The organism is Acinetobacter sp. 18QD2AZ41W, assembly GCF_009829025.1.
GTDB classification, from domain to species: Bacteria; Pseudomonadota; Gammaproteobacteria; order Pseudomonadales; family Moraxellaceae; genus Acinetobacter; species Acinetobacter pseudolwoffii.
In genome coordinates, this window is record NZ_WURP01000003.1 from 319,417 (window position 1) to 336,974 (window position 17,558).

Sequence of the window (17,558 nt, forward strand, 5' to 3'; positions counted from 1 at the left end):
ATGAGTGCAGCTTTAAATTGTAATATTAGTTTTATTGGTGGCGGTAATATGGCCCAAGCCTTAATTGGTGGCCTGATTTCGCGTGGTTTGCCAACAACACGTATTACAGTTTCTGATCCGGTCGAACAAGTCCGTGCCTTACTGGCGGAAAAAGAAATCAACGTGACCGATGATAATAGCGCTGCAATTCAGGATGCAGATATTGTGGTGTTTGCGGTAAAGCCTCAAGTTTTGGCACAAGTGTTACAGCCTTTAAAAGGTCTGGTCAATGATAAGCTGATTATTTCCATTGTTGCCGGTGCGGAAATAGCGACATTGGCAAGCTTATTGGGGACAGCGCGTATTGTACGGGTCATGCCGAATACGCCAGCCTTGGTACAAACCGGGGCGCATGGTCTATACGCCCATGAAGATGTAGAAAATAGTGACCGTGATTTGGCCAGTCAGGTTTTAGCCTCTACGGGCTTGACCATTTGGGTGAATTCAGAAGCGCAAATTGATGCGGTGACTGCTGTATCGGGTTCGGGGCCGGCTTACTTTTTCTATATGATGGAAAGTATGATTCGTGCGGGCAAAAATTTAGGGCTGGATGAAAAAGTGGCTACGGCGCTGACCTTGCAAACGGCTTTAGGTGCGGCACAAATGGCGATCACCAGTTCGAACACCCCAGCCGAGCTGCGTAAAAATGTGACCTCTCCAAATGGAACGACACAGGCAGCACTTGAAGTCTTCGATCGCGCCCAGATTTCTCAAAATATTCAGGCCGCACTTGCTGCTGCACAAAAACGCAGTCAAGAACTGGCACAAGAGCTCAGTGAAAGCAGCAAATCTTCAGTTTAATTTTTAGGAACGTTCAAGTATGGGTGCAAATTCTGCGCTAATTTTTGGCATTATCATTAACGTCGCGATTTTGCTCGTATTCTTCCGATTTTTAATGCAATTGGCTGCTGTCAGCCCCTACAATCCCGTGGTTCTTTCGACTGTAAAAGCCACTAAAATTGTAGATGTGTTTGGTCGAATTTTCCCAACTTTGGCCAAAGGCCGTGTCAATACTGCCGCTTTGGCATTATTGGTGGTACTGTATTTGCTGAAAATTTTCGGCATGATGTATCTCTCTGGTGGCATGCCGAATGGTCCTGTGCATTTACTGATTTTGACCTTTGTCACCATGATGCAGGACTTGATCCGTTTCTGTCGTTATTTGATTTTCGCTACGATTATCTTAAGTTGGGTGGTGATGTTTACCCAGTCTCGTTCACCGTATATTGAAGTGGTTCAGGAGTTGGCTGAACCATTGCTGGCACCTTTCCGTAAGATTATGCCAAATATGGGGATGATTGATCTCTCTCCAATTTTTGCTATTTTAACCTTGATCATCATTGAAATGATCATGAACCAGGTGGCAATTGTATTGTTGACCGGTCTTTAATTGGATTCAAATAAAAAGGACGCTGAGGCGTCCTTTTTATTTGCGCCTCCTTTTTCTAAAGGGAGGTTGGGAAGGATTTAAATTTCCCCAAACCCCTCTTTTTCAAAGAGGGGCTTTACCTTACATCTTCCAACTCAAAATTATGGACTTCAAGAAAGGCATAGGAATAAGTAAATGAAATTTTCTCTTCCTTTGGGATGAGGACATTGCTTCGTAAGGGAAGAGGGGGTTAAAACCAACCTGCATCCCCTTGCCGAATATATGCCTCATCTCCTATAGGGAGGAAGGGGCTTAGAGACACATTAATGCGCCTCATCCCAGTTTTTACCTTTACCGACTTCAACCACCAACGGTACAGAAATCTGCAATACCGATTGCATGACTTCAGCCAGTTTCGGTGCCAATTCATCGGCAATAGCTTCATCGACTTCAAACACCAGTTCATCGTGGACTTGCAACAGCATTTTGGCCTGATCTTTTGGCAACATCTTGTCGACTTCAATCATTGCCATTTTAATGATATCTGCAGCCGAACCCTGTAGCGGGGCATTAATTGCAGCACGTTCTGCTGCTTTACGCACCATCATATTACGAGCATCAATATCCGGTGTATATAAACGACGACCAGAAACGGTTTCGACAAAACCTTGATCGAGTGCCACCTGACGGGTGCGTTGCATATATTCATAAATCCCCGGATAACGATGGAAATACTGTTTAATGTATTCTTGTGACTCTTGACGAGTAAAGCCCAACTGACGGGTTAGACCGAATTCAGACATGCCATAGAGCAGACCAAAATTCACGGCTTTAGCTTGGCGACGTTGATCATTTGTCACCTCTTCAAAAGCGATGCCCAAAACTTCTGCTGCAGTACGACGATGCACGTCCTGACCGTGATTAAAGGCATGTACCAAGGCTTCGTCTTGGGAAAAATGCGCCATGAGGCGTAATTCAATTTGTGAATAATCGGCAGCGAGTAGCACACGACCTTTCGGTGCTACAAAAGCTTTACGAATTTGACGGCCAATTTTCTCGCGAATAGGAATATTTTGTAAATTTGGATCTGTTGAAGATAGACGACCCGTTGCAGTCAGCGCTTGATGATAACTGGTGTGTACGCGGCCACTGTCATTATTGGCTTGTTTGCATAAACCATCGGTATAGGTGCTTTTCAGTTTAGACAGGCCACGATATTCCAAAATCAATGCGGCAATCGGATGATCCAGTTTTTCTAAAATACTTTCACTGGTGCTGTATTGGCCAGTCGAGGTTTTTTTGCCGCCTTTGAGGCCGAGCTTATCAAACAAAATTTCACCGACTTGTTTTGGTGAGCTGACATTAAAACTTTGGCCTGCTAATTCAATAATCTGGTTTTCCAGATTCTGAATGGTTTGTGCAAATTCTTCACTGAGCTGGTCAAGGAAATGCACGTCTAACTGAATGCCATTTTCTTCCATTTTCGTTAATACACGTGCCACCGGCATTTCAATGCGATGCAAAAGCTGACTTAATTCAGGATGGACTTTGAGTTTTTCATCCAAAACTTCATAAAGACGATAAGTGACATGAGCATCTTCAGCAGCATAATGTGCAGCGGTTTCCAGCGGAATCTGGTTAAAGGTTTTCTGTTTGGCTCCTTTACCGGCAACTTGTTCATAGGTCGTGGTCAGATGGCTCAAATACAGACGCGCCACATCATCCATACCATGACGGGTTGCCACAGAATTCAGCACATATGATGCCAGCATGGTATCAAAATACCAGCCTGCCAAATGAATACTATGGTTTTCCAGTACATGCGCATCATATTTCAGATGATGACCAATCTTCTGTACGCTGTCATCTTCCAGAATCGGCTTGATCTGTGCCAAGATGACTTCACGATTGAGCTGTTCCGGTGCGCCTTCATAATCATGGGCCAAAGGAACATAGTAAGCATCGTTGGCATCAAAGGCGACCGAGAAGCCGACAATCTGCGCGATACGATAATCCAGACTGGTGGTTTCAGTATCAAAGGCAAAACGTTTTTCGCTACTTAAGCGCGCAAACAGCTTGTCCCAGTCCTGCTGGTTTAACACACTATGATAGGTTGCTTGACCTAGCTGATCATCGCCACTGGTCACAGAAGCATGATCTTCTGTGGTGTCTGGCAGAGTTGCCGGTTTGGCGGTAATGGATCTTGCCGCCTGTTTATAATTTGAATGATTCGGGTTGTTTGGGTGATCTAAGGATTGTAGCTGATTACGAAATTCCAGCTCGGTGTACAAATGACGTAAGGTCTCGACATTCGGCTCACCCAGTTTTAAATCGTCATAACCAAAGTTAAGATCCAGATCGATCACAATACTGGCCAGTTGATGGTCCAGTGCAATGCCATCCACATGCTCTTTAATATTTTGACCAACTTTGCCTTTGATCTTGTCGACATTTTCTAAAATGCCGCCAATCGAACCATATTCGGTTAGCAGTTTTGCCGCGGTTTTGGCACCGACACCCGGCACGCCCATGATGCCATCAGAAGCATCGCCCATCAGGGTCAGGTAATCAATAATCTGATTTGGCCATACGCCAAACTTTTCAAACACGCCATCGACATCCAGCGGCTTTTCTTTAAAGCTGTCTTCCAGGGTCACTTTGTCTGTGACCAATTGCGCCATATCTTTATCACCAGTCGAAATCAGCACCTGATGTCCCAAGGCTTCGGCACGTTTGGCCAATGTTCCGATAATGTCATCGGCTTCGGCACCCGGTAAGGTATGCAGGGGAATACCCAGCGCACGAATCAAGGCATGCAAATAAGGAATCTGTTCGGATAATTCCGTCGGCATGCTCGGGCGGTCACCTTTATAAATCGGTGAAAGCTCATGCCGGAACGTCGGTTCTGGCGTATCGAAAATCACCGCCATATGGGTCGGTTGGATCCGACGCATCAGTTTTTGAATAGCAGAAATCGCACCACGAATTGCATTGGTATGTAAACCGGTTGACGTGGTTAATGGTGGCAGTGCGTGAAAGGCACGAAATAAAAAGTAAGAGCCATCGACCAAGACAAATGGTGGCATGTAATCAATTCCTTATTCAAAATACAGCGCTATTGTACGTGATTTTTACTGCGCTCGCTGAGGCGAGTCTGAGTTTACAGCTTAGCGAATATCGGCTGAAGATGAAATAAGCAGCACAAGCTGTTGTATGATGGAATGATTCAGGAAAGAGAAATATAAGAATGGCTGCAGGACGCAATGAGTTACGCATGATCTGGCTGATTACTCTGCTAATTGTTGGGATCAGTGCCTGGTATCTGGATTATCAGATTGTGACTTATCTGTGTGGTGTAGGTTTTCTCTTCAGTGTGATGCAATATATCAGCGCAGTAGAAGCCCCGCTACAGCAACTGGCTGCACAGCAGCAGAGGTCTCTGGAACGCAATTCGAAAGTTCCTTTATATGTCTCTTCAATTATTGCAATTGTTGGTGGGCTGGCCGAGCTTGACTGGTTGATGGGTATCGGGATTACCACCTGGGTATTCTTTTTACTCCGATGGCTGCAACGTCTGGAAGGGCGCTTGATACAGTTACAGTCGCAATCTTATTCTGCCGATCCACCACCCTCGACACCACCGAACTGGTCTGATGCTGCACCTGTGACTGCTCAACCGGCTCTAAATTCTCAGTCTACGCCTAATCTCATCGATCAAGTGCAGCGCTGGCTTTTCCAGGGTAATCCGGTCTTAAAAGTCGCCATTAGTATTTTAGTGATCGGGGTTATTTTGTTGCTGCGTTTTGCCACCGAGCACTGGCAGCTGAGTCTGGCTGCTAAATTAGGTCTGGTTGCGCTGGCCAGTTTGTTTGTAACAGGACTGGGCTATCGGCTGATTCCTAAAAACCGCAGTTTTGCTCTGGCGCTGGAAGGATTAGGTTTAGGGAGTTTGTTTCTGACATTATTCTTTGCCTATTACAATCTGGTGATTCCAACACTACCGCTGGCAGCATGTGTATTTATCATCATTTTGGCAATGACGCTGTATTTAAGTCTGAAACAGGAAAGTATCGAACTGGCCATAATGGCTTTGCTGATTGCTTATCTGGCGCCGTTTACCTTGCCGACCCGCGATGCTTCCGCTGTTGAGCTGATCAGTTATTACTTGCTGATTAATGTCGGGGTGGCAGTGCTGAGCAGCTTCCGCCCCTGGAAAATTCTCAATCAGATTGCCTTTTTAATTACGGCGATTGTCGGTGGAATGTATAGCCTGATTCATGGTGATACTCATGAGCGTTATGCCATGACTGCGCTGATTCTGGCGCATAGTGCGCTGTTTATCTGGCTGGGTTTTCGTTTTAGCCAGTTGCTGGCACGACAGGATTTGTCCCGTTTTCAGCTAAAACCGGTACTCGACTTGGCCTTGATTTTTGCCGCACCGATTACTGCTTATATTTTTCTGTATTTGATTCACTTTAATCAGCCCGATCAAAAACTCTGGCAAGCCGGTCTAAGTCTGTTGTTCGCAGGGGTCTTTGCCACTTGTTGGACTTTATTGCGCCAAAAACAAACGATTCAGCTTATTTCACAAAGTTATCTGAGTCTGATGCTGATTTTTCTGGCACTGGTGCCACCGATCTTATTGACCGAACAATGGAGTGTGGTTGGTTGGGCTGTGGAAGGGGTGCTAATTTATCTGTGGGCCTTAGAGAAAAATGTCCGGGTGGCGCATTATTTAAGTATGGGCTTATTGTTGATGGCCGGATTTAGCAGCCTGTATTATCTGGTCGAAATCAATCCCACACCGCGGATGATTTTCTGGATTTTGAGTCTGTGTTATGTGGCAGTAGTGGCGATCAGTCAGCTCAAAGAAAAATACCAGCAGCAACTGGATAGTCTGAGTATCAGTTTTTTAAGTAGTTTAAGTGTTGCAGCCAGTTTAATGCTCTTTGCTTTGCTGGAAGATGAATTTTCGAGTCAGCATGCCTATGTGTTGAGTTTATTCATCATCACACTGGGCTATGTGCTGTTGAATGAAATGATTCTGCGCAAAAATCAGCAATGGTCCTGGTTGCTACCGAAGTGGAGTGGTATCTCACCCTTGCTGGTCATTGCAGTGATTTTGACACTGGATCGCAGTCAAAATGCGGTGATTGTCTGGGATAGCGGTCTGGAGCGCGGGGTTTTTGCCCTTTCGGCGATGCTATTAGCGATTCTGTGGCTCAGACCGCTGGCTGGTTTGCAGCTATCCAAAGAATGGATGAGTTTGGGCGTTTTTAGCAGTTTGGCTTTGGCCAGTCTGTGTCTGATCCCGAGCATGCCTTATTTCAGTATGGTGATCTTACCTTTATTGTTTTGCCTGTGGTGCTATCGACAGGACCTGCAATCAGGCTGGCAGCAGCTTTGGCAAACCAAGTGTTGTTTATTGCTGATGGCCACTTGGCTGGTATGTTCACAGTTATTTAGTCAGCAAGCATTCCAGTATTACTGGTTGCCGATTCTGAATCCTTTTGACCTGATCAGTATCGCCATGTTTGCCAGTTTTATCTGGATGCTGTTGCAACAGATTAAGGTTGGCCGTGATAAAGGCATGATGGCAGTCTTGATGGTGCTGAGCCTGTTATGGCTTTCCAGCTATATGGTTTTAAGAGCTTTACATGTGTATTTACACACGCCGTTTAATGATCTGGAGCTATGGAGTAATGCGACGGTGCAACTCAGCTTGACTGTACTTTGGGTATTGCTGGCCTGGATCACCATGTGGACGGCAACCTTAAAAAACCTGAAGCCGATGTGGATTTTAGGCGGCAGTATTCTGGTGGTTGTGACCTTAAAATTGGTGCTCTTTGACCTGTCGCATATTGGCACCCTGACGCGAGTCATTTCCTTCTTGCTGGCGGGTGGGGTGATGCTGCTGATTGCCTATATTGCGCCGATGCCAGAGAAAACTGATTGAATCCTCTCCCTAAGCCTCTCCTTTAAAAAGGAGAGGGAATCGAAGGGTTATTTCAGATCAGGCTCTCTTTTGAGTGCCTTGTCATTGGCATATTGGTCAATATCAACATTCTCTAAGGGGCGAGATAATGGATGGTCGACAAAGCCCATTTTCGGCACTGGAATTTCAATCTGATTATCGACAAAGCCATTACGAATCCGTTCCTGCATTTCATCACGTACTTTCAGATAATTTTCCTGCTGGCACCAGATCGCAAACAGCAACTCGATGGATGATTCACGAAAGGCGGTAACGGTGACTGCAGGTTTCGGGTCAGCTAGAACCAGTGGATATTTATTGGCGACATCCAGCAGCACTTCTCGTACTTTAATAATATCTTCGTGGAAATTGATCGCCAGCGTAATCGGAATACGCCGTATCGGAAATTTTGACAGGTTCTGTACCGGCGCCCGAATCAGCTGTTCATTCGGCAAACGTACATAGATATTATCCTGCGTGAGGAGTTTGACTGAAAGCAGGTCAATCGAAATCACTTCACCTTCAATGGTATGCCCACGAATCAAGGTGATTTGAATAGTATCGCCGACTTCGAAAGAACCCTCACCAATCAGGAACAGACCGCTGATCAGGTTGGATGCCGAGGTTTGTGACGCAAAACCCAAGGCTACGGTGAGAATCCCGGCAGCCCCGAGGAAGACACTCAGTTTAAAACCGGCTTCTTTCAGGCTGGCCATTACAAACAGCAGGAAAATAAAATAGAAAATCCCGCGGCGCCAGACCAGCTTCTGATGGGCATTAAAACGTACACCAATGGTCCGAATAAAGGTATTGGAAATAAAGCGCGCAATCAGGAAACCAATAAAACATAACACCACCGCGACCAAAATTTCGGTTAAACGGTCGGTATTGATATTGGTAAATACTCCCTTCAGGCTGTTGGTGACTTCGGTCGGAATATTTGAACTTGGCATCAGACGCCCTTAGAAAAATGAATCAAACATATTAAATAAAGCGCCCGCCGGATCACGCGGTGGATGCAGATAGGCGACTTCACCGGCATTTGGCGGGGTACGGTTCTCCACCCGAATACGCGGTGGGCGGTCCGAACCTTCATGCAAGACCCGGATTTGCGAGGTCCATAAGCGCCCGGTACTTTCACTGTAAAATAACGGCAGGGCAGGCACCGGGACATTCATCCGGTCAAAGCGCAATTGCTGGTTACTGGTATTGTGAAATTCAATCGGTGTAACCGCACGAAAAGCGCGTGGATGCAATTGTTTCAGTTCAGTTCTGCCATCGACTGCAGTGGCATAGCAGATTTCACCTGAGCGATGATTGGGCCCAAACCAGGTGTCTTTTGGCAAGATCACCGGGAGATCAAAAATTGGTTCGCGCTGACCCTCGACAAAACCGGCAATCCATAAGGGTGTGCTGATATAAAGCGTACCACGTTGTCCGGCAGGAATATAAATCGGATCAACCGGCTTGATCACCACCGAACGGTTTGCTAAACGTGGCATCAACTGTAATTTATTTTGGGTGGATTTGAACATATAACGTTCAATGTGCACCGGCGCTGGAAAGGCAAAGTTCGGATCATCAATCTGATGCCATTGCTGCTCATAATCATATTGCACCACAGGACGATAGTATTCCAGTCGCCATTCCTGAATGCCTCGAGTCAGACGAAACAGCAAGGAACCAAACTGCCAGGCTTTGGATTGATTTATTTCAAAAATCTGTTCTCCCCACCAGCGCATTTTCGCTGTATTCGGGATTAATTCATCTTTATCTTGCGGCAATGTTGGCACCCTTTCTTGCTAAATCTTTGAAAACATACTTCACGCTGTCATATGCTTAGAGTACACTCAATTTAAATTTTTTCATCATTATTATAATTCACGATGCAAGTACTTAAACAATTACAAATCCCATATAGCTTCGCCAAGCGCCATGGTGTGCTGTTGCGTTATGAGGGAGATCAGGCCTTTATTCTGCGTCGTGACAATACCTCGATGCTTGCATTGCAGGAAGCGCGCCGTCTGCTCGGTTATCCGGCTCATTTTCAGCTGTGCAGCGAACAGGAATTTAACCAGTTACTCAGCTCCAGTTTTGCCGGAGATAGCGGCGAATCACAACAGGTGGCTGCAGGTCTGGAAGATCATCCGGATTTACTCAGTCTGGCCGATTCCGTACCTGAAGCTGAAGATCTGATGGATCAGGAAGATGATGCGCCGATTGTACGTCTGATCAATGCATTATTGTCTGAAGCGATTCGGGTCGGGGCTTCCGATATTCATATTGAATCTTTTGAGAAAAAACTGTCGGTACGTTTACGGGTCGATGGCCAGCTCCGTGAAATTGTCCAGCCACGCCGTGAACTTGCGCCGCTTTTGGTCTCGCGGATTAAAGTCATGGCCAAACTGGATATTGCGGAAAAGCGTATTCCACAAGATGGCCGTATTTCCTTGCGTCTGGCCGGACGTGAAGTCGATGTCCGTGTATCTACTTTGCCATCATCTCATGGTGAGCGTGTGGTGATGCGTCTGCTGGACAAGCAGGCCGGTCGTTTAAATATGACCCATTTGGGCTTGATGAATAATGACTATGATCGACTGAAAACTCTGGTGCATCGTCCACACGGCATTATTTTAGTCACTGGGCCGACCGGTTCGGGTAAAACCACCACCTTATATGCCGCACTTTCTGACCTGAATGATGGTTCCAAAAACATCCTCACCGCTGAAGATCCGATTGAATATCAACTGGAAGGGATTGGCCAGACCCAGGTGAATACCAAAGTGGATATGACCTTTGCACGTGCCTTAAAAGCCATGCTGCGCCAAGATCCTGATGTGGTGATGGTCGGTGAAATTCGTGATCTGGAGACCGCAGAAATTGCGGTGCAGGCCTCCTTGACGGGGCATCTGGTGTTGTCGACCCTGCATACCAATACCGCGATTGGTGCTGTCACGCGTTTGAAGGATATGGGCATTGAGCCGTTCCTGCTTTCAAGTTCCCTGATTGGGGTAATTGCCCAGCGTCTGGTCAGAACGTTATGTCCGCATTGCGCGACCTGGTATGAAGCAGATGCTTTTGAAAAGAAACTGTTTGAAAATATTGAACATCCACAGGATTTAAGACTGCCGCAACCACAGGGTTGTGAACGCTGTGGCAATACTGGTTTTAGTGGGCGTACTGCGATTTATGAAATTGTGCCCGTCGATGATCATATGCGCCGTCTGGTTCATGGCAATGCGGCCGAATACGAAATAGAAAGTTATGCACGGCAGCAATCCGGTTCGATTCGGGATGATGGTCTGCGCAAAGTTTTGGCAGGGAAAACTACCATTGAAGAAGTATTACGGGTCACCAATGAAGCAGCAGAATAATTTTTTAATCTGCTGCTTTTAATGACTTATCCTCAGGATATCTGGATATTTACCAGAGGCTGACGATTTTTTTCATCAGTTGGGCCCGAAAAGGTGCAGTCGGATTGCCCGGATTCCGCTGAGTTTCATTTTCATAGAAGGTCTGCCAGGCCTGCGCCATTTCTAAAGTAACCCCATCCTGTTTCATTTTTTCAACATCGGCTGTGGTGACACGCTGGAAACGGACTTCGGCATCTTTGGGGCCAGCACCCCAACCAATGATACCTTTACCAAATTCAGGCAGAATCATATTGTTGGGTGTTGCAGGAATGGGCAGACGTTCAATCCCGGCATTAACTACAGATTTTACTTGGGGGCGAACTTTTTCTGAAATTTGCAGCTCTGCAAAAGAGGCAGTCGCAATGCTGAACAGGAGAGAACTAGAAATAAATAATTTGAACATGGTGACTTAAAATAAATCATTGCAAATAAGAATCATTATATATAAGTATTAAGATTTTTGCTTTTGTTTTGAAAAGAGAATTTGTTTTTAAGGGAAGATGCAGCGATTAAAATTTTATAATAGCGCTCTAGCTATCCTGAAGCATTTTTTCAGGATAGCGGTTGAATCGAAAAATTAAGTAATGACGTTTAAGTTCACATCAATATTATTGCGGGTTGCATTTGAATACGGACAGACAATATGCGCGGCATCTACCAGTTTTTGCGCTTCTTGCTGATCCATACCTTCAAGATGGATATTTAAAGTCACCTCAATACCAAACCCGGTCGGAATTGGACCAATTCCTACATCACCCTCGATATAAGCATCTTTACTCATATTCAGTTTGTCACGATTGGCAACAAATTTCATCGCACCCAAGAAACATGCCGAATAACCTGCGGCAAAGAGCTGTTCAGGGTTGGTTCCACCACCAGGTCCCCCCATTTCTTTGGGCACGGCCAATTGTACATCTAAAATCTGATCGTCAGAGGTGGCGCGGCCATCACGACCACCTGTGGCTTTGGCATGTGCGGTATAGACGGCTTTTTCTAATGACATGAGCTTAATCCCTATTTATTGTTCATGGAGCTTCTATGCTCGGCGATTTTGCCTGAAGAATAAGCAGGGATTTTGTTAATTTATGCAAGTATCCGGGCAGGTTTCTTAAGAAAGTTGTAGCAGTTTACGATGTTGCATTAAAGGCATGGATTCACGGATTTTTTGCTGTTCACTTAAATCAAAGTCCACCGTAATTAAATGTGCGCCATCAGCATGGATCATATTCAAAAGTTGGCCGCGGCTATTGGTGGCAGCTGCATGCCCCCAAGTCTGACGTTTTTCACCATGCCAGCCTTGTTGAGCGGCGCCAAGTACCGAACACTGGCTATCCATGGCACGGGTTTGCAGCAATAACTGCCAGTGCATTTCACCCGTGGTATAGGTAAATGCAGAAGGCGCAGTCAGCAGGTTTGCACCCTTAGCACGTAAGCTTAAAGCCAGTTCTGGAAAGCGCAGGTCATAACAGACCATCAAGCCGATATTGCCAAAAGGAGTCTTCGCGACGACCACCTCTGTACCAGGCTCAAAGAATTTGGACTCCTGATAACCACCGACAGCATCGCCGACTTGTACATCAAATAAGTGAATTTTGTCATAACGCGCTTCGGTTCGTTCAGGACTGATACACAGACTGACAGTACGCACCCGGCCATCTTGAATGATTGAACCATCCGGACGATAAGGGCAGGGCAAAGTCCCGGCCACAATCCAGGTTTGATATTGATGGGCAAGTTGTTCCAGACGTTGTTGAATGACTTCAAATTGTGCAGCAGTTTCGCGTTGTTTGCCTGCTGCGAAACAGACGAAATTTTCCGGGAAAACAATTAACTCAGCACCATTGGCCTTACTTTGTTGAATTAAAGACTCAATCTCCACAAAATTGGCGTCAATTTCATTTTGAGAATTCATTTGTGCAACAGAAAGTAAAGTCATGCGGTCCTCTTATATAGTCGTTATACCTTTTGCTCGGAGATTTTATCTAAATTGTCTTGCTCTTTCTGTAACTGTTTGACTAAAGGTTCAAACATATTCTGGTTGCTTTGATTTAGCTTCATCAAGGTTTTATGCGCATCCAGAACGGTATTTAGTATATTTTGATGCGTGACATGTTCTTCCATCAGCGCACGGGTGCAGACATTCGGATCGCCACAATAATTCAGAATCACAAACACCTGGCTCAGTCCCATACTGTTGGCCAAAGTAGTAATGTCGGAATTGGTGGAAAGCATAACAGCCTGAATATTATGTACTTGCTTGAGTTTCAGTCCTAACTTGGCCAAAACACCCAGTACGGTACTGTCAATAAAACTGGTTTCGGTGAGATCAACGATAGCGCCAACTACGTTGTCCTGCTGTTCAATTTTGTTCAGTAATTTGTCTAGACTAATACAAGATTGGGCACGCACTTCGCCGATAAGCTTAAAAATATGCGTTCCATTCAGACTTGCATATTCAACATGACCTGTTGACATATAAATGCCATTTGCAGAGAAGGATATTAAATTATCCCATAGGGTGTATTGATACTCAAGTAGCTGAAAGTGGTAATCAAATTAAGTGCTTATAAAGTCTGTAAATATACTGCTAATTTACGCGGATAAAGCTTAAAAAGGCGATATCGTCGGCCACATGTTCTGGAGCCTGAAATGACTCATTCTGCAAGTGATGTAATAATTGCGAAAATTGCTCATTTAATCCACCATCAAAGGGTTCCAGTGCACCATCTGAACAGATGATAAAACGGGCATTAGGGCTTAATACCCATTCGTTTTCTTCAACCTCAAGCTCTTCGGTCAGGCCTAAAGGGAAGCTGCTGGTAGAGAAAATCTTAGGTTCTTGATTGGGTTCAAATATAATCGGTGGGGGATAATGTCCGGCACTAGACCATTTTAATACATGGGTTTCCAGATTTAAAATCCCGGCAATCATGGTGATGTGCTTTTCAATATTTTCCTGCATTAGCATGCCGTTAAGCTTTTTAATCAGCTCGCGCGGCGTTTTGGAGCGACCGTGAAAAGCAGCCATCCAGGACGTGAGTAAACTACTGGTGACGCCATGTCCAGATACATCGGCCAAATAGAAAATCACTTCTTTGTCGCTAATTTTCCAGTAATCATACCAATCTCCTGAAAGATAGGCTGAAGGCTGAAAATAAGTTTCGACCTCATAATTGGTCAGTTTAATCGGGTTGGGTAACAATCTTTTTTGTAGTTCTGCCGCAGAAGGAAGATCACGGCTATCCTGGTTACGTTTATATTGCGCATCAATTTTTTGCAGCGCCAGGTCAGGATTTTCAGGAAGTTTATTCCAGATCCAGCCTGCCAGCGCCCCTTGCTCCCAAGCCTGAGCCAACGCTGTGCCTTCATGCTCTAAGGCCAGCACAATGGTAGGCAGATTCCACTTATATTTCAGATAGTCATGTACATCTGCAATTGCGATAATCGTAGAATCATACAGCTCATGATCATCCAGATAGATCATCTGAATATGCGGAAGCGTATCAAGTACCTGATCTAAATAGGGAATATCACGAGTCGGTTGAATGAAATACATAAAAAAGTGATTCGATCTCAGGGTTGGTTATAAGATGTACTATAACAAGCAAGGTATTGCTAGCGAACAGATTTCACTAGCAATCATACATCAAGCATGAACTTAAAGATCTTCTTCTGAAGATTCAATATTGTTCTCATCAAAAGGTACATCTTCAGAACTATCTTCTTCGAAGTCATCTTCTAGGAATAGGGTATCTTGTTCTGTACCTTTCTTTTCAGCAATCGCGTAATTGGTGCGTTGCAAGTAAATATCCCGAATCTGGGCATAACGATCACCGGTCAGCACCCCTTCAACATCCAGTATTTCCGAGCGGTTATCAATGGCACGCCAGAACTGGTCGGTCCAGTAAAGCCCATCTTCATCTTCGAGAAGATATTTTTGTGGGCGGGTTTGACTATCTACAGCAGTACCAATCACCCCACGCACTGAACTTGGGCCTAAAAATGGCAACATAATATAAGGACCAGACGGAACACCATAATAACCCAAAGTAGTTCCAAATCTCTCGTCTTCATGACTTAAACCAAGGCGACGTGCCGGATCAGCCAAACCTAAGGTCGTTAAAGTATTAATGGTAAAACGTCCCAAGGATTTTGCTGCGCGGGTCGGACGGCCCTGAATCAGCTGATTGACTACATTCCAGGGTTCACCCAGGTTATTACGGAAATTGGTGTAGCTACCGCGGACATCCTGTGGAACTTTCTCAACATACTGAACAGCTATAGGACGTACCACAGTACGGTCAATCGCATCATTAAACTGATAAATCTTTCTATTTAACGGTTGGAAAGGATCTTTGACTTCTTCAGCCTGTGCTGCACTGGCATCGACTTTTAGCTGTGTCTGTAATTGTTGTGCCTTGGCCGATATTTTGGTTCTGAGTGGCGTTTTCAAAGATTCATTTTCCACATCCGTGTTGACCTCTGCGAAAACATGTACGCTTGATACTAGAGAAAATAAGCATATAGATAAGTAAATAGAACGATGCATAAGGAAACCCGAGGCCTTGTCTGAGTAAGGAGCACTACTTATTAGTATAAAAATAATAAACGTTATATTCACGAATAGACATCATTTAAGCAAATTTGTATAAAAAATGAATGAAAATACACAAAAAGAGTAAAAAATGTACATGCAAAATAATTTTCTTGAAAAAGGTGTTGCAAGCCTCCTGAAATCCTGTAGAATGCACATCCATCGGCAGTGATGAAGATTAAAACTTCTGATAAAACAGTAACTTAGCACGAAGTGTTAAGATTAGGTTTTGTTGGTTAAGTTTAAATTAATTTGAATTACGGATTGACACTCTAGAAATTCAGTGTAATATAGCCGACCTAGCTTGCTGGTGACGAATCAGCAAGAAGATCATTAAGAGATTATGAAGAACAACTTGTGTGGATTTTTACTGGTTGATCGATCGAAATTATTTTCATTGATTGATGGTAGAAATTACTCGAAGTTTATTTGAGAAATATTTGTCAGAAAATTGATGAGCCAAGATTGGTAGCCTTTAAGCTACTACTGATTTTAAACTGAAGAGTTTGATCATGGCTCAGATTGAACGCTGGCGGCAGGCTTAACACATGCAAGTCGAGCGGGGAAAGGTAGCTTGCTACCTGACCTAGCGGCGGACGGGTGAGTAATGCTTAGGAATCTGCCTATTAGTGGGGGACAACATCTCGAAAGGGATGCTAATACCGCATACGTCCTACGGGAGAAAGCAGGGGATCTTCGGACCTTGCGCTAATAGATGAGCCTAAGTCGGATTAGCTAGTTGGTGGGGTAAAGGCCTACCAAGGCGACGATCTGTAGCGGGTCTGAGAGGATGATCCGCCACACTGGGACTGAGACACGGCCCAGACTCCTACGGGAGGCAGCAGTGGGGAATATTGGACAATGGGGGGAACCCTGATCCAGCCATGCCGCGTGTGTGAAGAAGGCCTTTTGGTTGTAAAGCACTTTAAGCGAGGAGGAGGAGCTCTTGGTTAATACCCAAGATGCTTGGACGTTACTCGCAGAATAAGCACCGGCTAACTCTGTGCCAGCAGCCGCGGTAATACAGAGGGTGCAAGCGTTAATCGGATTTACTGGGCGTAAAGCGCGCGTAGGTGGCCAATTAAGTCAAATGTGAAATCCCCGAGCTTAACTTGGGAATTGCATTCGATACTGGTTGGCTAGAGTATGGGAGAGGATGGTAGAATTCCAGGTGTAGCGGTGAAATGCGTAGAGATCTGGAGGAATACCGATGGCGAAGGCAGCCATCTGGCCTAATACTGACACTGAGGTGCGAAAGCATGGGGAGCAAACAGGATTAGATACCCTGGTAGTCCATGCCGTAAACGATGTCTACTAGCCGTTGGGGCCTTTGAGGCTTTAGTGGCGCAGCTAACGCGATAAGTAGACCGCCTGGGGAGTACGGTCGCAAGACTAAAACTCAAATGAATTGACGGGGGCCCGCACAAGCGGTGGAGCATGTGGTTTAATTCGATGCAACGCGAAGAACCTTACCTGGTCTTGACATAGTAAGAACTTTCCAGAGATGGATTGGTGCCTTCGGGAACTTACATACAGGTGCTGCATGGCTGTCGTCAGCTCGTGTCGTGAGATGTTGGGTTAAGTCCCGCAACGAGCGCAACCCTTTTCCTTATTTGCCAGCGGGTTAAGCCGGGAACTTTAAGGATACTGCCAGTGACAAACTGGAGGAAGGCGGGGACGACGTCAAGTCATCATGGCCCTTACGACCAGGGCTACACACGTGCTACAATGGTCGGTACAAAGGGTTGCTACCTAGCGATAGGATGCTAATCTCAAAAAGCCGATCGTAGTCCGGATTGGAGTCTGCAACTCGACTCCATGAAGTCGGAATCGCTAGTAATCGCGGATCAGAATGCCGCGGTGAATACGTTCCCGGGCCTTGTACACACCGCCCGTCACACCATGGGAGTTTGTTGCACCAGAAGTAGGTAGTCTAACCGCAAGGAGGACGCTTACCACGGTGTGGCAGATGACTGGGGTGAAGTCGTAACAAGGTAGCCGTAGGGGAACCTGCGGCTGGATCACCTCCTTAACGAAAGATTGACGATTGGTAAGAATCCACAACAAGTTGTTCTTCATACGATGTATCTGAGGGTCTGTAGCTCAGTTGGTTAGAGCACACGCTTGATAAGCGTGGGGTCACAAGTTCAAGTCTTGTCAGACCCACCA

Annotated in this window: 13 protein-coding genes, 1 tRNA gene and 1 rRNA gene; 6 read left to right on the plus strand and 9 right to left on the minus strand. The window is 45.4% G+C overall.

Annotated elements, in window-relative coordinates; genetic code table 11:
- Together proC and GVV58_RS07380 are read left to right on the plus strand one after the other, a co-directional pair.
- Positions 1 to 840 (plus strand): pyrroline-5-carboxylate reductase, encoded by an 840-nt coding sequence (proC, locus tag GVV58_RS07375; RefSeq protein ID WP_005095818.1) that lies wholly within the window; start codon positions 1 to 3, stop codon positions 838 to 840.
- Positions 841 to 859: 19 nt separating this feature from the next.
- On the plus strand, positions 860 to 1,429 hold the full coding sequence (locus GVV58_RS07380) for a YggT family protein (RefSeq protein WP_005095820.1): 570 nt from the start codon (positions 860 to 862) through the stop codon (positions 1,427 to 1,429).
- Between the two features lie 302 nt (positions 1,430 to 1,731).
- Here the strand turns inward: GVV58_RS07380 and polA are convergent, their stop codons facing one another.
- Entirely contained in the window at positions 1,732 to 4,494 is a 2,763-nt protein-coding gene (gene polA, locus GVV58_RS07385; RefSeq protein ID WP_159516264.1) for a DNA polymerase I, read from the minus strand.
- A 161-nt stretch (positions 4,495 to 4,655) separates the two neighbouring features.
- Here polA and GVV58_RS07390 point away from each other — a divergent pair, with 161 nt between their 5' ends.
- Positions 4,656 to 7,364: a DUF2339 domain-containing protein gene (locus tag GVV58_RS07390; protein WP_159516265.1), complete on the plus strand. Its 2,709-nt coding sequence runs from the start codon at positions 4,656 to 4,658 to the stop codon at positions 7,362 to 7,364.
- Between the two features lie 47 nt (positions 7,365 to 7,411).
- On the opposite strand, the gene GVV58_RS07395 is transcribed toward GVV58_RS07390, so the two are convergent.
- Together GVV58_RS07395 and GVV58_RS07400 are read right to left on the minus strand one after the other, a co-directional pair.
- A complete protein-coding gene (locus GVV58_RS07395) occupies positions 7,412 to 8,335 on the minus strand; it encodes a mechanosensitive ion channel family protein (RefSeq protein WP_005095828.1) in 924 nt (307 codons plus the stop codon).
- A gap of 9 nt (positions 8,336 to 8,344) precedes the next feature.
- A complete protein-coding gene (locus GVV58_RS07400; protein WP_167381259.1) occupies positions 8,345 to 9,124 on the minus strand; it encodes a hypothetical protein in 780 nt (259 codons plus the stop codon).
- Between the two features lie 144 nt (positions 9,125 to 9,268).
- Between GVV58_RS07400 and gspE the strand changes: the two genes are divergently transcribed.
- Positions 9,269 to 10,756, plus strand: coding sequence for a type II secretion system ATPase GspE (gene gspE / locus GVV58_RS07405; RefSeq protein ID WP_159138729.1), 1,488 nt, complete (start codon positions 9,269 to 9,271; stop codon positions 10,754 to 10,756).
- A 49-nt stretch (positions 10,757 to 10,805) separates the two neighbouring features.
- Here the strand turns inward: gspE and GVV58_RS07410 are convergent, their stop codons facing one another.
- The 6 genes from GVV58_RS07410 to GVV58_RS07435 form a co-directional block, all read right to left on the minus strand.
- The gene (locus GVV58_RS07410; protein ID WP_100355709.1) at positions 10,806 to 11,198 is read right to left on the minus strand and encodes a DUF4951 domain-containing protein; all 393 of its coding nucleotides are present in this window, start codon (positions 11,196 to 11,198) and stop codon (positions 10,806 to 10,808) included.
- 174 nt (positions 11,199 to 11,372) lie between these two features.
- On the minus strand, positions 11,373 to 11,798 hold the full coding sequence (locus GVV58_RS07415) for an organic hydroperoxide resistance protein (protein WP_005095836.1): 426 nt from the start codon (positions 11,796 to 11,798) through the stop codon (positions 11,373 to 11,375).
- Between the two features lie 105 nt (positions 11,799 to 11,903).
- Positions 11,904 to 12,731 (minus strand): carbon-nitrogen hydrolase family protein, encoded by an 828-nt coding sequence (locus tag GVV58_RS07420; RefSeq protein ID WP_074384078.1) that lies wholly within the window; start codon positions 12,729 to 12,731, stop codon positions 11,904 to 11,906.
- Positions 12,732 to 12,751: 20 nt separating this feature from the next.
- On the minus strand, positions 12,752 to 13,270 hold the full coding sequence (gigB, locus tag GVV58_RS07425) for an anti-anti-sigma factor GigB (protein ID WP_159516266.1): 519 nt from the start codon (positions 13,268 to 13,270) through the stop codon (positions 12,752 to 12,754).
- A 112-nt stretch (positions 13,271 to 13,382) separates the two neighbouring features.
- The gene (gene gigA, locus GVV58_RS07430; protein WP_005095839.1) at positions 13,383 to 14,351 is read right to left on the minus strand and encodes an RsbU family protein phosphatase GigA; all 969 of its coding nucleotides are present in this window, start codon (positions 14,349 to 14,351) and stop codon (positions 13,383 to 13,385) included.
- 102 nt (positions 14,352 to 14,453) lie between these two features.
- Positions 14,454 to 15,344, minus strand: coding sequence for a VacJ family lipoprotein (locus GVV58_RS07435; RefSeq protein WP_005172531.1), 891 nt, complete (start codon positions 15,342 to 15,344; stop codon positions 14,454 to 14,456).
- A 539-nt stretch (positions 15,345 to 15,883) separates the two neighbouring features.
- Here GVV58_RS07435 and GVV58_RS07440 point away from each other — a divergent pair.
- Positions 15,884 to 17,421: ribosomal RNA gene (locus GVV58_RS07440) — 16S ribosomal RNA — on the plus strand.
- A 60-nt stretch (positions 17,422 to 17,481) separates the two neighbouring features.
- Positions 17,482 to 17,558 (plus strand) — tRNA-Ile (locus tag GVV58_RS07445).

Excerpts from the sequence above, each read along its gene's own strand:
- gigA (WP_005095839.1), bottom strand. The coding sequence starts at position 14,351 with ATGTATTTCATTCAACCGACTCGTGATATTCCCTATTTAGATCAGGTA.
- proC (WP_005095818.1), top strand. The coding sequence starts at position 1 with ATGAGTGCAGCTTTAAATTGTAATATTAGTTTTATTGGTGGCGGTAAT.
- GVV58_RS07435 (WP_005172531.1), bottom strand. The coding sequence starts at position 15,344 with ATGCATCGTTCTATTTACTTATCTATATGCTTATTTTCTCTAGTATCA.
- gigB (WP_159516266.1), bottom strand. The coding sequence starts at position 13,270 with ATGTCAACAGGTCATGTTGAATATGCAAGTCTGAATGGAACGCATATT.
- GVV58_RS07415 (WP_005095836.1), bottom strand. The coding sequence starts at position 11,798 with ATGTCATTAGAAAAAGCCGTCTATACCGCACATGCCAAAGCCACAGGT.
- GVV58_RS07410 (WP_100355709.1), bottom strand. The coding sequence starts at position 11,198 with ATGTTCAAATTATTTATTTCTAGTTCTCTCCTGTTCAGCATTGCGACT.
- gspE (WP_159138729.1), top strand. The coding sequence starts at position 9,269 with ATGCAAGTACTTAAACAATTACAAATCCCATATAGCTTCGCCAAGCGC.
- GVV58_RS07400 (WP_167381259.1), bottom strand. The coding sequence starts at position 9,124 with ATGCGCTGGTGGGGAGAACAGATTTTTGAAATAAATCAATCCAAAGCC.
- GVV58_RS07380 (WP_005095820.1), top strand. The coding sequence starts at position 860 with ATGGGTGCAAATTCTGCGCTAATTTTTGGCATTATCATTAACGTCGCG.
- GVV58_RS07420 (WP_074384078.1), bottom strand. The coding sequence starts at position 12,731 with ATGACTTTACTTTCTGTTGCACAAATGAATTCTCAAAATGAAATTGAC.
- polA (WP_159516264.1), bottom strand. The coding sequence starts at position 4,494 with ATGCCACCATTTGTCTTGGTCGATGGCTCTTACTTTTTATTTCGTGCC.
- GVV58_RS07390 (WP_159516265.1), top strand. The coding sequence starts at position 4,656 with ATGGCTGCAGGACGCAATGAGTTACGCATGATCTGGCTGATTACTCTG.
- GVV58_RS07395 (WP_005095828.1), bottom strand. The coding sequence starts at position 8,335 with ATGCCAAGTTCAAATATTCCGACCGAAGTCACCAACAGCCTGAAGGGA.